The following is a 13,213-nucleotide window of genomic DNA, read 5'->3' on the forward strand; positions in this document are numbered from 1 at the left end:
CTGCACAGCAACCTTGCGGCAGCTGCCGATCGCGGACCCGTCGATTTCGAGGATCTGCTTCTCGTGCCTGGCGTCGGCGCCCGCACAGTCAAGGCGCTGGCGCTCGTTGCCGAAGTCGTGCATGGCGCGCCCTGCCGCTTTTCCGATCCCGCCCGCTTTTCGATCGCCCATGGCGGCAAGGACCGGCACCCCTTCCCCGTGCCGCTCAAGGTCTACGACGAAACGATCAATGTGATGAAATCGGCGGTCATGAAAGGCAAACTCGGCCGGGAAGAGGAGCTGCAGGCTCTGCGCCGGCTCGACGACCAGTCGCGCAGCATGGAGCGCTACGTCACCGGCCCCGACCTCAAGGAAATCGTCGCCGGCGAATTCCGGCGATCCTCGACCTTCGGCGGCCGAAGCGTCTTTGGCTGGGAGCCGCCAACGGAAGATATGCCAGTGGACGGAACAGCGCGACCCCCCACAAGCCGCCGCTGATTGCGAGCGTTCCCACCGGTATCGAGCATTTCGACGCGGTGGCCTTGCTCCCGCAGATTCATCTCGAAGCGATGAGGAGTTGCCGCGAGCGGAGCATTGCGGCTCCATTGGCCTCCTCTGAAATTGCGCTGCCGAGGGGATAGCAACCGACTTGCATGGACCGTAATGCTCACGCAACAGTCGCAATCAAGATGCTGGGGAGAGTATTGCCGAGGGGATCTTGATTATGCGCCTTCTTCTAGTGGAGGACGAACCGCAGATGGCGGACGCGCTGACGACGGCGCTTTCGCGTTACGACATTGTCATCGATCATGCCGCTACGCTCGATCTGGCGGAAAATGCCGTCGCGAACCGCGTCCACGATATCGTCGTTCTCGACCGGCAGCTGCCTGACGGGGACGGTCTGGCGCTCATCCCGTATCTGCGATCGCTTCGCTCTGCCATCCCGGTCATCGTGCTGACGGCGCGTGGCGCGCTTGCCGACCGCGTCAGCGGTCTCGACATCGGCGCCGACGACTATCTCGGCAAACCCTTTGCGGTCGAGGAATTGCTGGCGCGGATTCGCGCTCTGCTGCGACGACCGGCAACCATGGCACCGGTTTTCTCGCGGCTCGGCAAATTGGAATTCAGCCTCGACAACAGGCAGGCCCGCATCGCCGGTGTGCCTCTCGACCTGCCACGACGCGAGCTTCTGGTTTTAGAAGCATTGGTCAGGCGGCAGGGGCGAACCGTGCTGCGCTCGGCATTGGAAGAGGCCGTCTACGGTTTCGATGACGAGATACAGTCGAATGCGCTTGATTCACACGTCTCCCGACTTCGCAGGAAGCTGAGCGATGCAGACGCCGGGGTAGAGATCCACGGCATCAGGGGCATCGGATATCTCCTGAGACAGGCATCATGAAATCGCCCAAGCCGCGCTCATTGAAACGGCGGCTGATCACGCAGCTGCTGCTGTTCCAGGTTGGTATCCTCTTTCTCTTCGGCCTGTCCTTCGTCGCCTACCTCGTGCGCGCCGACGAAGGCGGCGTGTTCGTCGATCCCGAGGTCGCCAGAGTTGCCGCGCACGCCATCGAGCGGGATGCGGATGGCCGCCTAATCCTGAAGGAGACGGCAGAGCTCGCATCGCTACGGGCCGTCGTGCCGGATTTCTGGTTTGTCGCCCTGAACGATAGCGGCGAGAGCATCCAGAGCGGTATCGTCCCCGATGTCTACAAGCCGATTAGTCGAAATCTCGACCGGATCAGCTTCGCCGATATTCGCGATACGGTCCGGCCCTATCTCTATTCAGCGGTTATCCGCCGGGAATCCGGGCCGGCAGGCGATTTTACCGTGCTTGGCGAGGGGCGGCTGTTCAGCGCCACCTTTGTCGTTCTTTTCCTCTCCAATCTCTTGATGATCCCGATCCTCGCGCTGCTCGTCATCATCACGGTCATCGCTATTCCCCTAATCGTGAGGCGGGCGCTCTCAGGGCTTTCGGAAGTCGCAGACCAGGCCGAACATATCGATATCGGCAGGCGGGGATTCCGCCTTCCGGAGACGGGCATTCCGGGCGAAGTCCGGCCGCTCGTGAAGGCCGTCAACGGCGCGCTTCAACGGCTCGATGAGGGCTACGAGCGCCATCAGCGCTTCATCCTGGATGCCGCTCATGAATTGCGGACCCCGATTGCCATTCTGCAGACGCGCGTTGAAACAATCGAGCAGAGTCCGATCAGGGGCCGGCTGCTCGCCGACACCAGCCGAATTGCCGCGCTGGCGGAACAATTACTCGACCTCCAGCGGCTCGATCAGAGCGGTGCAACCTTTGTTCGCCTCGATCTGGTTGCCCTCTGCCGGCACGTGGTCGCCGATCTTGCGCCGCTTGCCATCGCGCAAGGCTATGAGATTTCCTTCGGGAGTACCCTGCCGAGCGAGCACGTATTAGGTGATGCCGCAGCACTCGAACGGGCGCTGATCAACATCATCCAAAACGCCATAGAGCATGGTGGTCGGAAAGGTGCGATTGCGGTCCACGCGGAGCGCGGCGGCGTCGTGGAAGTCTCCGACGAAGGGGCGGGCATTCCGCCACATGAGCGCGATCGCATCTTCGAGCCGTTCCATCGCCTCCAGCCGCGTGATCACGGTGCCGGGCTCGGGCTCAACCTCGTCAGGGAAATTCTCAATCGGCACGGCGGGCATGTGTCCGTCGTCGACTCCGTATCCGGTGGCGCCTGTTTCCGCATGACGCTGCCGACGGCTTCATAAAGTTAAAATAACCTTAAAGAGAATTCGGCAATCAATTGAAATTATGCCGTAAATTTCGCTCCCGCTCGAAAGCCGCAATGCGCCCGCAACCCTCGCATCAAGAATGACGCTCATCCCCGCAGCCAAAGTAATGGCAACGGGGCGATCCGGAAAATCCACGGACGACCGGAATCGGCATTCGGAAACCTTCCGCCGTCGGATCGTCCGGGACGGAAATGTTCAACGGAGTAAAAGAGTGATCATCGGAACGAAGAAATTCTGGCTGGCCCTCACGGCGGCATTCATCCCGGCAGCCGCAATGGCGGCTGACCTGACGCCTTACGCGCCGCCTCAGCCCGCTTACGAAGAACCGCCCGCCTTCAAATGGGACGGCGCCTATCTCGGCGCACATGGCGGGCTTTCGTCACGCCGACTGAACCCGTTCGCCAGCGGCAAGGGCCTCGCTGCCGGCGTTCAGGCCGGCTACAACTTCCAAGTCGGGCCGGGCATCGTCGGCGCGGAAATCGAGGGCTCTTATCTCGGCGACAGCGAGCAGCATGTCGAGGGCGGCAAACTTGAGGAAAAATGGCGTGCCGCTGCCAAGGCCAAGGCCGGGCTGAGCTTCGACCGCACGCTGGTTTACGGAACAGCGGGCGTCGCCCTGACCGATTTCGAAAAAGGCAAGAACGTCACGAGCGGCGGCGGCTGGAAGACCGGCTACCTCTTCGGCGGCGGGATCGAGCAGGGCTTTGGCGGCGGCCTTTCCGCGAAGGTCGAATATAATTACGTCCTGACACCCGATGTCAAAACGACAACATCTGCCGGCACCTCCAAGGACGACCTTGGCAGCCATGTGATCAAGGCCGGCCTCAACTTCCGCTTCTAGAGCAATTCCAGCAAAAGTGGGAACCGGTTTTGCGTCCGGAATTGCAGAGAAAACAATAAGCTAGAGCATTGAAGGCGACTCCGTTTTCGCCGGAAATGCTCTAGCGAAACGGACATGCTCCTCAGGATGGGGGCTAACAAACGAAGGTGCTCGTCGCCGACCCCATGACGCACCTTCGGGAGAGAGCGATTGACAGAAACGTCCCAGTCCTGAGGTCGCTCTCTCCACTTTTTCCGAAACGGCTAGCCGATCAGCAGCTTGACCCAGGCCTCAACATCATCGCCGCTGCTCATGTCAGGGCGTACCAACCCGTCGATCATGAATGTCGGCGAGACATGAATACCGTTCTGACGGGCATATTTGCAGTGCCATTTGATCTCCCGGTCGAGATCGGGAATGGCGAAGGCTTCCTTCAGTGCAACACCGCTATAGCGCTCGAGGCGCTCGATGATCTGATTCGGCGTCACATCCATGTTCGGGCCGCCGGCGTGCCGTTCGAACTCGAATTCCTCGCGATGGGCGGCAACGGCCGCCATGACCTTCTTCGCAGTCTCCTTGCCGCCTTCCAGCGTCGATGCCGCCAGAATAGAGCGTACGATCACGCCGGAGTAGAGATGCCATGGCTGCGACTGCAGCCGGATCTTCACTGTGATCTTGTCCGCACCGGCTTGCTCCAGAAGCGTATCCAGCTTCTTGAACGTCCTGACGGAGTACGGGCAGGTCGGCTCCAGAAAGGCCTCGAAAACCCGTGGTCCAGAACCCCAAACGAGCGGGTCTGCCTGCCAGGAAGTGGTCGTCATATTCATGTCCTCTTGTCCTGCTGAACGATCTTGCCGGCCACCATAATCAACGGTGTAGCCGGCGTCGCTGATGATAAGGTTGTTTCCCGTTCTATTTATTCACGGTGTCATGAAAGGCATAAGACCGTTTGGCCTGTCATGCCCCTTTCACAAATGCATCGAGCCGCTATGCTGTCGTCACGGATAAAATGATGGGTAAATCAGTGATGCAGGTATGTCAGGGCGAATTGCGCGAGCGAATGACGATCATCGGCGATATCAATGCCGCCTCGTTCATCCCGTGGATCCGCCGCCATGCCGACAAGCTTGGACTTTCCCAGGATTTTTTTCACACCGGCGCCGACCGAATCGAACTTGAGATCGCGGGGCCGGTAGAGCTGATCGACATGCTGGAAATGGGATGTTCGCTTGGCCCGATCGACGTCTGGGTGGATGAGATTCAGCGCAGGATTGTAGATCCCGCCGACACACCGTAGCGCAGGCCGCATTGATCCCCTGCCCTTTATTTAATCATTGTTGCCAATGCGATTTTTTTATGCAAGCCTCTGACAACTGAGGCTGCGAGTTCGGCAACAGTGCGCGGCCAACAGCGCTAAAGCCTTGGTAAAATTGGGGAATTATAGGTTATGCCATCTGCTACGGCCGGCTCCTGGACGCCTGTCGCCCTTTCTGCTGATCTGCCGCCGGCGACCGTGATGCCGGCCTGGACACCGGCAGGATCGATCGCTCTCTGGCGCAGTCAGTCCGGACACGCATCGGCATCGTCGGATCGCTGTCCCCATCGCGGGATGCGATTGTCCCATGGCTTCGTGCGCGGCGAGGCGCTCTCCTGTATCTACCATGGCTGGAGCTATTCTCCGGCGGGAGGATGCATTCGCATCCCCGCCCACCCCGATCTCGTGCCGCCGGAAACGATCCGTGTCGCGGTCCACAAGGTCGAGGAATCGAATGGTGTCATCTGGGTGGCTGTCGGAGAGCCGGCGGCCCAGCCACCACGCTTTGACGATCTCGTGCCGTTGCGCTCGCTGACTGTGGAGTCGAATATCGGAGCACTCGAAGACGCCGCTGGCGCCAAAGTCGATTCGGACGGGCTTATCCGCGTCGCCGAGCTTCCCTGGGTCCGGCTGCTGCCGGCTGAGCAGGTCGATCGCACGCTCATTCACGTCATGATCGAGAAGGATCGCAGACCATCAGATCCGGTTGCGGCATCGCGCATCGCCGAAGCCGTGCGCCGCCAGGCGGAAGCGCGGCGCAAGGAGGTCGCATGATGAAGGCTGGCGCGATGATCGACGAGTGGTATCCGGTCGGCCTCTTCTCCCAACTGACAGAGACAGGGACAAAAACCGCTCTGATGGGCGAGCCCATCGAAGTGGCGCGCACACCCGATGGCAATGCGCGGGTGATATCGTCCGATGGGCGCAGCCTTCCGGTTCGTGTCCGCTACGGCCATGTCTGGTCTTCCCTCGGCATCCCCGCCAAGGAGCTTTTTGCCATTCCCGAGGCGGATCAGCCCGGCCGCCGCTTCGTCGATGTCGGCGTGGTGCGGGTGCGCTGCTCGCCGCTACGGGCGGTCGAGAATTTTCTCGACATCGCCCATTTCCCTTTCGTCCACACCGATATTCTCGGCGCCGAGCCACATACGGAAGTCGAGAATTACAAGGTTGAGATCCGCGAAGACGAGGATGAGGTCTGGGCGACGCAGGTGAAATTCTACCAGCCGCAAGCCGCCAAATCGGCAAGCGGCGGAATCACCACCGAATATATGTACCGCGTGCCGGCACCGACCTGCTCGGTGCTCTACAAGACCTGCCCTCCCCGGCCGGGCGAATGGGATGTCATTACCCTCTTCGTCCAGCCACTTGCGGAAGACCTTTGCGACGTATGGCCATGGATGGCCCTCTTTGATGACGTGACACCCATGACAGACCTTATCCATTTTCAGCAGATGATCTTCCTGCAGGATCGGTCGATCCTTGAAAACCAGATCCCTTCCCTGCTGCCGCTCGATCCCGGCATGGAAATTCCGACCAGGGCCGATCTGACGTCAATCGCCTATCGGCGCTGGCTCAAGCGCCATAACTATACCTACGGCGCACAGTTGGTCGCGCAATGAAGCTCTACGACTACATTCTCTCGCCGAGCTGCTACAAGATCCGCCTGATGGCCGCGATGCTCGGCATCAAGCTGGACATCCGGCCGGTCGATTTCCACCCCGGCGGCGAGCATCGCGGACCGGAACTCCTGGCGCTCAATCCTGCAGGTTCTATCCCGATCCTCCAGGATGGCGATCTTGTGCTGACGGAATCCTCGGCCATTCTCGCCTATCTCGCCGCTAAAAGCGCACCGGAATGGCTGGGCACCAGCACGCCTGAGGAGACGGCGCGGGTTCAGCAGTGGCTCTCCTTCTCGCACCGGCTGACGGCGAACCTCGGCGGCGCGCGGCTACACGAGATGCTGCTGCGCCCAGGCAATATCGAGACCCTACAGACACAGGGGATCGCAGCATTGCGCGAGCTGGAAGCCGGTCTCTTCGAACAGCAGCTTCGTGGCATGCGCTTCCTGGCATCGAACCACGCCACAATCGCCGACATTGCCTGCTTCCCCTATGTGGCGCTGGCACCTGATGGCGGCATCTCGCTCGATCCCTACCCAACGATCCGGCTCTGGCTGCGTGCCATCCGCAGCATTAGCGGCTTCATCGAAATGCCCGGCATCCACCGACTGCACGAGCTAAAGCCCGATCCCCATCCTGCGAAGGAGGAGAGCTGATATGGCTGGCTACCTCCTGAAAAACTGCGAAGCTGTCATCGTCAACGAGGGCAATGGACCAGTCGTGCGCCGGAACGTGGACGTGCTGACCAATGGTTCGGCGATCCAGGCAATTGGCGCGAACCTGCCGCAGGAGCCCCTGCCTTCCGGCACGATCATCCAGGATGCCACTGGCTGGTTCGTCTATCCAGGCCTCATCAACACACATCATCATTTCTTCCAGTGCTTCGTACGCAATCGGGCCGATCTCGACTGGACGAAACTGTCGGTCATCGAATGGCTGGACCGGATCTACCCGATTTTCTCGCGGCTAAACGAGGATTGCTTCTACCATTCCTCCGTCACGGCCATGGCCGAGATGATCAAGCATGGCTGCACAACGGCATTCGACCATCAATACTGCTTCCCCCGCCATGCCGGAAAACGTCTCATCGACCGCCAGTTCGAAGCGGCCGAGCTTCTCGGCATGCGCTTCCATGCAGGCCGCGGCGGCAACACGCTGCCGAAATCCGAGGGGTCGACGATCCCGGATGCCATGCTGGAAACGACAGATGAATTCATCGCCGATTGCGCCCGGCTGATCGACAGTTACCACGATGGCGGTCCCTTCAGCATGCGGCAGGTGGTCATTGCTCCCTGCCAGCCGGTCAACTGCTACCGCGAGACTTTCGTTGAATCCGTAGCACTTGCCCGAGACCGTGGGGTGTTTCTGCATACGCATGTCGGCGAAGGCGAAAGCCCTGTCATCGAGGCGCGGCACGGCATGCGCACCGTCGATTACTGCGCTGAACTCGGCTTTGCCGGCCCCGACACTTTCTACGCTCATTGCTGGGAACTGACGCATGATGAATTGCGCAAGATGGCGGCAAGCGGCACCGGCGTCTCCCATTGCCCCGAGCCTGTCTATCTCGTCGGCGCCGAGGTCACCGACATTCCCGCAATGTCAGCCTTTGGCCTTCGCGTCGGGCTCGGCTGCGATGGGGCTGCCTCGAACGACAATTCCAACCTCATGCACTGCATTCACTCCGCCTATATGCTGCAATGCCTAGCGGCATCGACGCGTGCCCATCCGGTTCCGCCGCCGGTCGACTTCCTGAGCTACGCAACGACCGGCGGCGCAAACCTGCTTGGCCGCCGCGATATCGGCCGTCTTGCGCCGGGCATGGCGGCGGACCTTTTCGCGATCGATACGCGGCGGATGGATTATGTCGGCACGCGCCACGATCCGCTGAGCCTGATCGCCAAGGTCGGGATCGGCATGCCGACCGACCTCACCATGATCAACGGACGCATCGTCTGGCAGGCTGGCGAATTCACCGGCCTCGACGAATTCAAGCTTTTTGCCGACGCCGAAGCGGCGCTCGCGACAGTGGAATTTTGAAAAACCAAAAGAGGGGAACTGACATGTCCAACAATCTGACCCGCAGAACGCTCATGAAGAGCGCGGCCGCTGCCGGCCTCGCCACCGCCTTTGCCGGCCGCTCCGCACTGGCTGCCGACGAACCGCTCGGCATCGCCCTCGTCGTGCCCTCGCCGATCGGCGATGTCGGCTGGGGCCATGCACTTGCCGCCGGCATCGATCCGATCAAGGCCGCCTATGGCGACAAGGTGAAGGTCACCGTTATCGAGAACATCGCCGAAGGCCCGGATGCCGACCGCATCATGAACAAGACAGTCGCCGACGGTAACCATTTCCTGATCGCCGGCTCCTTCGGCTATCAGAATGGTGCGCTGCAGATCGCTCGCCGCAATCCCAAGGTGACCGTGTTGCATGCCTCGGGCTTCCAGGTCGCGCCGAACTTCTCACCCTTCGCCGCCAAATATTTCCAGGGCACCTATCTGCTCGGCATGGCGGCGGCGGCCGTTTCCAAGACCGGCAAACTCGGCTCGGTTTCGGCGTTTGCCATTCCCGAACTGATCACCTCCATCAATGCCTTCACGCTCGGCGCACAATCCGTCAAGCCTGACATCGAAGTCTCCGTTGTCTGGGTCAACTCGTGGTTCGATCCAGCCAAGGAGCAGGAGGCCGCCAAGGCGCTGATCTCGCAGGGCTGCGACGTCATCTTCTCGAATGCGCAGGATACGCCCTCGGTTATCTCGGCCTGCGAAGAGGCCGGCATCTATGCCTTCAACCTGAACTCCTCGATGAAGAAATATGCCGAAAAGACCTATCTCGGCTGCGTTGCTACCGACTGGTCGCCCTTCTTCAAGGCGTCTGTCGACGCCCATCTTGCCGGTACCTTCAAGGGTGCCAACACCTTCCTCGGCGTTGCCGACAAGGTGGTCGAAGTTGTCGATTGGAACCCGGCAATCCCGGCCGATACGATGAGCAAGATCAAGGCGATCGAGGCAAAGATCGCCGACGGCAGCTTCTCGCCCTTCACCGGTCCGATCACCAAGGCCGATGGCAGCGAAGGTGCTGCTTCGGGTGCGACGCTGACGGACGCGCAGATCGTCGCGATGGACTGGCACGTCAAGGGTGTCAAGACGCCACTGCCGAAGTAAGCCATGGTAAGCCCGCTCCTGTCGCTGCGCGGCATTTCCAAGAGCTACGGCCAGGTCCATGCCAACCAGCAGATCGACCTCGACGTCGCTCCCCGCTCGATCCACGCCATCCTCGGAGAAAACGGGGCCGGCAAATCGACCTTGATGAAGCTGATCTATGGCGTCGAGCAGCCGGTCAGCGGGACCGTTGCCTGGAACGGGCACCCCCTCAGCCTTGCCTCTCCAGCAGAGGCAAGGCGTGCCGGCATCGGCATGGTCTTTCAGCATTTCTCGCTATTCGAAAGCCTGACGGTGGTCGAGAACATCAGGCTTATCGTGGCCGGCAAAAAGCTCGAGCTGGCTGAGCGCATCCGCAAGCTCGGGCACGAGTTCGGCCTCGAGGTCGATCCGATCGCCGATGTGCATTCGCTCTCCGTCGGCGAGCGGCAGCGGGTGGAGATCATCCGCTGCCTGATGACCGATCCGAAACTTTTGATCCTCGACGAGCCGACATCGGTCCTGCCGCCGCAGGCCGTGGAGAAGCTGTTTGAGACCTTGCGCCGACTGCGAGACGGCGGCGTTTCCATCCTTTTCATTTCCCACAAGCTGGAGGAGATCCAGTCGCTCTGTGACCGTGCGACGATCCTGCGCGGTGGGCGCGTGACCGGCCATGTCGATCCGCGCGAGCATGACGCCCATGACCTTGCCCGCATGATGATCGGTCGCGACATGCCGGAACCCATGCCGGCGCTGCCGCTTGCCGAAGGCGAGAAACGGCTGGAATTGATCGGCCTTGATTACAGGCCGGACGATCCTTTCGCAGTGCCGCTCTCCCAGGTCAGCCTGGCCGTGCGTGCCGGCGAGATCCTCGGCATCGCCGGTATTTCTGGCAATGGCCAGAGCGAGCTTGCCGCGCTGATCTCCGGCGAGACGATCCTGCCGCGGGAACAACGCGATCAGGTCTTCATGATGGGCAAGGATGTCGGCGCGCTCGACCCGGCGGCCCGCCGGCAGCTCGGATTTGCCTTCGTACCGGAGGATCGGCTTGGCCGGGGCGCCGTCCCCGAAATGTCGCTCACCCTCAACAGTCTGCTCACTGCCCATCCCTTGAACCTCGTCAGACGCGGCCTGCTCGACAAGGCGCAGGCGACCGCCTTCACTAATGAGTGCATCCGCGACTACGACGTGCGCACGCGCGGCCCCGAGGCCGAAGCCGGCTCACTCTCCGGCGGTAATTTGCAAAAGTTCATCGTCGGCCGAGAAATCATGCTGGCGCCGAAACTGCTCTTCCTTGCCCAGCCCACGTGGGGCGTCGATATCGGCGCAGCCGCGGCAATCCGCAAGCGGCTGATCACGCTGCGCAACGAAGGCATGGCGATCCTTGTCATCTCCGAGGAGCTGGAAGAATTGTTCGAACTTAGCGACTTCATCCAGGTCCTGCACCACGGCACGCTGAGCCCGCCGCTCGTCACGCGCGACACCAAACCCGAAGAGATCGGCCGATACATGATCGGCGTCCAGTCGCAGCGCGAGAAAGCGACCGCATGAGCAGACCCTTGTTTGCCGCCCTGCCAACCCTCGTCCGCCGGGAGCGCGCCTCGCTTGCCGCCACCCTGCTTGCCCCGCCCATCGCGCTTGTCATCACGATCATCCTCAATCTCGGCCTTTATGTCGTCATGGGGCGTGATCCGGCTGCGGTCATCTATGCAATGCTGATCGAGCCTTTCTACTCCTGGGCATCCTTCTCCGAAGTGCTCCTGAAGACCGGACCGCTGCTGCTGATCGCGCAGGGGTTGGCGATCGGCTTCCGCGCCAAGGTGTTCAACATCGGTGCCGAAGGGCAATTCGTGCTCGGTGCAATCTTTGCCTCCGCCATTCCGATCTGGTGGCCCGATGCCACCGGCCAATGGATCTGGCCGGCAATGCTGCTGCTCGGCCTGATTGGCGGCGCGCTCTGGGCATCATTGACTGCCTTCTGGCGTGTCCGGCTGAACGCTAACGAAATCCTGGTCTCGCTGATGTTGAGTTTCGTTGCGGTGCAGCTTCTCAATTATCTGCTGCTCGGCCCCTGGAAAGATCCGAATGGCTTCAACTTCCCGCAGTCGGTCATGTTTCAGTATGACGCGATGGTGCCGGTCCTGATCGAGGGAACGCGCGTCAATGTCTCTCTGATCCTTGCCGTTCTGCTGTCCGTCGCTGCATGGATCTTCATGCAGAAGAGCTTCATCGGCTACAAATTGCAGGTCGGCGGACTGGCGCCAGGGGCCGCAAGCTATGCCGGCTTCAAAGAGGGCTGGGCAATTTGGCTGTCGCTCCTGATCGGTGGCGCAGCCGCCGGTCTTGCTGGCGCAGCCGAAGTTGCCGGCCCGCTCGGCCAGCTACAGCGCTCGATCTCGACCGGTTATGGCTATGCTGCCATCATCGTCGCCTATCTCGGCGGGCTGCATCCGATCGGCATCGTCATATCGTCGGTCGTCATGGCGGCCCTCTACATTGGCGGCGACAATGCCATGGTCTCCGCCAATTTGCCGATCGCAGCCGTCCGCGTTTTCCAGGGCAGCCTGCTGCTCGCCTATCTGATCGCCGTCGCCTTCGTCCGCTACCGCCTTGCCTGGCGCCCTGTCGCTATCAGGAGCCCATCATGAATGCCATCGAGTTTATCCTGGCCGGCATGCTGGCGGCAGCAACGCCCTTTTTGCTGGCGGCGCTTGGCGAGCTTGTGGTCGAGCGCGCGGGCGTGCTCAATCTCGGCGTCGAAGGGCTAATGGCGTTCGGCGCCGTCATCGCATTCATCGTCGTCTATCACGGCGGCGGCCACTTTCTTGCTTTTCTTGCAGCCGGCATCGGCGGCATCCTGCTCTCGCTTGTCTTTGCCGGGATCATCCTTGGCTTCAACGCAAACCAGGTCGCGACGGGGCTGGCCATCGGCATTCTCGGCCAGGGCCTGTCGGCGCTGTTCGGCAAGAGCTATGAGAGCCTCACCGTCAAGGCATTGCCGAAGATTACCATTCCCGGCCTTTCTGACATCCCTGTCATTGGCGGGTTGTTCACCCAGGATATCGTCGTTTGGCTTTCGCTTCTGGTGACACTCGCGATCTGGGCGGCGTTTGCCTATAGCAAGGTGGGTCTCGTCATTCGCGCCGTCGGCGAAAACCCGAAAGCCGCTCACGCCATCGGCTATTCCGTCATCGCCGTGCGCTTCGCCGCTGTCGCATTCGGCGGCATGATGGCGGGCTTTGCCGGCGCCTACGCGTCGACGATCTATACGCCGCTCTGGGCTGACGGCATGATCGCCGGCCGCGGCTGGATCGCCATTGCGCTCGTCGTCTTCGGAACCTGGCTGACGGGGCGGATCTTCCTCGGGGCTTGCCTCTTCGGTGCCGTATCGCTGATGGGGCTTGCCGCGCAGGCAACCGGGCTCGACGTGCCCTCGCAGCTTTTGGCTTGCCTGCCCTATCTCGTGACGATCATCGTGCTCGGCATCATCTCGGCAGACCGCCGCCTGCTGAAGCTCAATGGCGTCGCCTCGCTCGGCGAGCCATTCGAGCGATAGCAGAGCGGCCTGCACGACGGCGCA

Annotated in this window: 14 protein-coding genes; 13 read left to right on the top strand and 1 reads right to left on the bottom strand. The window is 61.3% G+C overall.

Annotation, left to right across the window (positions count from 1 at the left end; all coding sequences use genetic code 11):
• The 4 genes from PMI11_RS31460 to PMI11_RS31475 form a co-directional block, all read left to right on the top strand.
• The coding region (locus PMI11_RS31460; protein ID WP_157179716.1) for a DUF763 domain-containing protein at positions 1-477 on the top strand (477 nt) is incomplete at its 5' end.
• A gap of 226 nt (positions 478-703) precedes the next feature.
• The gene (locus tag PMI11_RS31465) at positions 704-1,378 is read left to right on the top strand and encodes a response regulator transcription factor (protein WP_007825569.1); all 675 of its coding nucleotides are present in this window, start codon (positions 704-706) and stop codon (positions 1,376-1,378) included.
• The gene (locus PMI11_RS31470; RefSeq protein WP_007825570.1) at positions 1,375-2,718 is read left to right on the top strand and encodes a sensor histidine kinase; all 1,344 of its coding nucleotides are present in this window, start codon (positions 1,375-1,377) and stop codon (positions 2,716-2,718) included. Before PMI11_RS31465 ends, PMI11_RS31470 begins: the two co-directional genes overlap by 4 nt.
• Before the next feature lie 298 nt (positions 2,719-3,016).
• Positions 3,017-3,583, top strand: coding sequence for an outer membrane protein (locus PMI11_RS31475; protein ID WP_085990575.1), 567 nt, complete (start codon positions 3,017-3,019; stop codon positions 3,581-3,583).
• Positions 3,584-3,825: 242 nt separating this feature from the next.
• Here PMI11_RS31475 and PMI11_RS31480 read toward each other — a convergent pair whose 3' ends face one another.
• Positions 3,826-4,383 carry a DsbA family protein gene (locus PMI11_RS31480; RefSeq protein WP_007825573.1) on the bottom strand — a complete coding sequence of 186 codons (558 nt, stop codon included), beginning with the start codon at positions 4,381-4,383 and terminating at the stop codon, positions 3,826-3,828.
• Between the two features lie 191 nt (positions 4,384-4,574).
• Between PMI11_RS31480 and PMI11_RS31485 the strand changes: the two genes are divergently transcribed.
• The 9 genes from PMI11_RS31485 (at position 4,575) to PMI11_RS31525 (ending at position 13,189) form a co-directional block, all read left to right on the top strand.
• Positions 4,575-4,859 (top strand): hypothetical protein, encoded by a 285-nt coding sequence (locus PMI11_RS31485; RefSeq protein ID WP_007825575.1) that lies wholly within the window; start codon positions 4,575-4,577, stop codon positions 4,857-4,859.
• Positions 4,860-5,009: 150 nt separating this feature from the next.
• A complete protein-coding gene (locus PMI11_RS31490) occupies positions 5,010-5,651 on the top strand; it encodes a Rieske 2Fe-2S domain-containing protein (RefSeq protein ID WP_007825578.1) in 642 nt (213 codons plus the stop codon).
• A complete protein-coding gene (locus PMI11_RS31495; RefSeq protein WP_037072561.1) occupies positions 5,651-6,496 on the top strand; it encodes an aromatic ring-hydroxylating oxygenase subunit alpha in 846 nt (281 codons plus the stop codon). The genes PMI11_RS31490 and PMI11_RS31495 overlap by 1 nt, the downstream gene beginning before the upstream one ends.
• Positions 6,493-7,152: a glutathione S-transferase family protein gene (locus PMI11_RS31500; RefSeq protein ID WP_007825582.1), complete on the top strand. Its 660-nt coding sequence runs from the start codon at positions 6,493-6,495 to the stop codon at positions 7,150-7,152. The genes PMI11_RS31495 and PMI11_RS31500 overlap by 4 nt, the downstream gene beginning before the upstream one ends.
• A gap of 1 nt (position 7,153) precedes the next feature.
• Positions 7,154-8,533, top strand: a complete 1,380-nt coding sequence (locus tag PMI11_RS31505) for an amidohydrolase (protein ID WP_007825584.1) — start codon at positions 7,154-7,156, stop codon at positions 8,531-8,533.
• A 23-nt stretch (positions 8,534-8,556) separates the two neighbouring features.
• Positions 8,557-9,657: a BMP family ABC transporter substrate-binding protein gene (locus PMI11_RS31510; RefSeq protein ID WP_007825586.1), complete on the top strand. Its 1,101-nt coding sequence runs from the start codon at positions 8,557-8,559 to the stop codon at positions 9,655-9,657.
• Positions 9,658-9,660: 3 nt separating this feature from the next.
• A complete protein-coding gene (locus PMI11_RS31515) occupies positions 9,661-11,184 on the top strand; it encodes an ABC transporter ATP-binding protein (RefSeq protein ID WP_007825590.1) in 1,524 nt (507 codons plus the stop codon).
• Positions 11,181-12,281, top strand: coding sequence for an ABC transporter permease (locus PMI11_RS31520; RefSeq protein ID WP_007825596.1), 1,101 nt, complete (start codon positions 11,181-11,183; stop codon positions 12,279-12,281). The genes PMI11_RS31515 and PMI11_RS31520 overlap by 4 nt, the downstream gene beginning before the upstream one ends.
• A complete protein-coding gene (locus PMI11_RS31525; protein ID WP_007825598.1) occupies positions 12,278-13,189 on the top strand; it encodes an ABC transporter permease in 912 nt (303 codons plus the stop codon). The genes PMI11_RS31520 and PMI11_RS31525 overlap by 4 nt, the downstream gene beginning before the upstream one ends.
• Positions 13,190-13,213 lie beyond the last annotated feature (24 nt).

The sequence above is a fragment of the Rhizobium sp. CF142 genome, from assembly GCF_000281145.1.
In the GTDB taxonomy this organism is placed as follows: domain Bacteria; phylum Pseudomonadota; class Alphaproteobacteria; order Rhizobiales; family Rhizobiaceae; genus Rhizobium.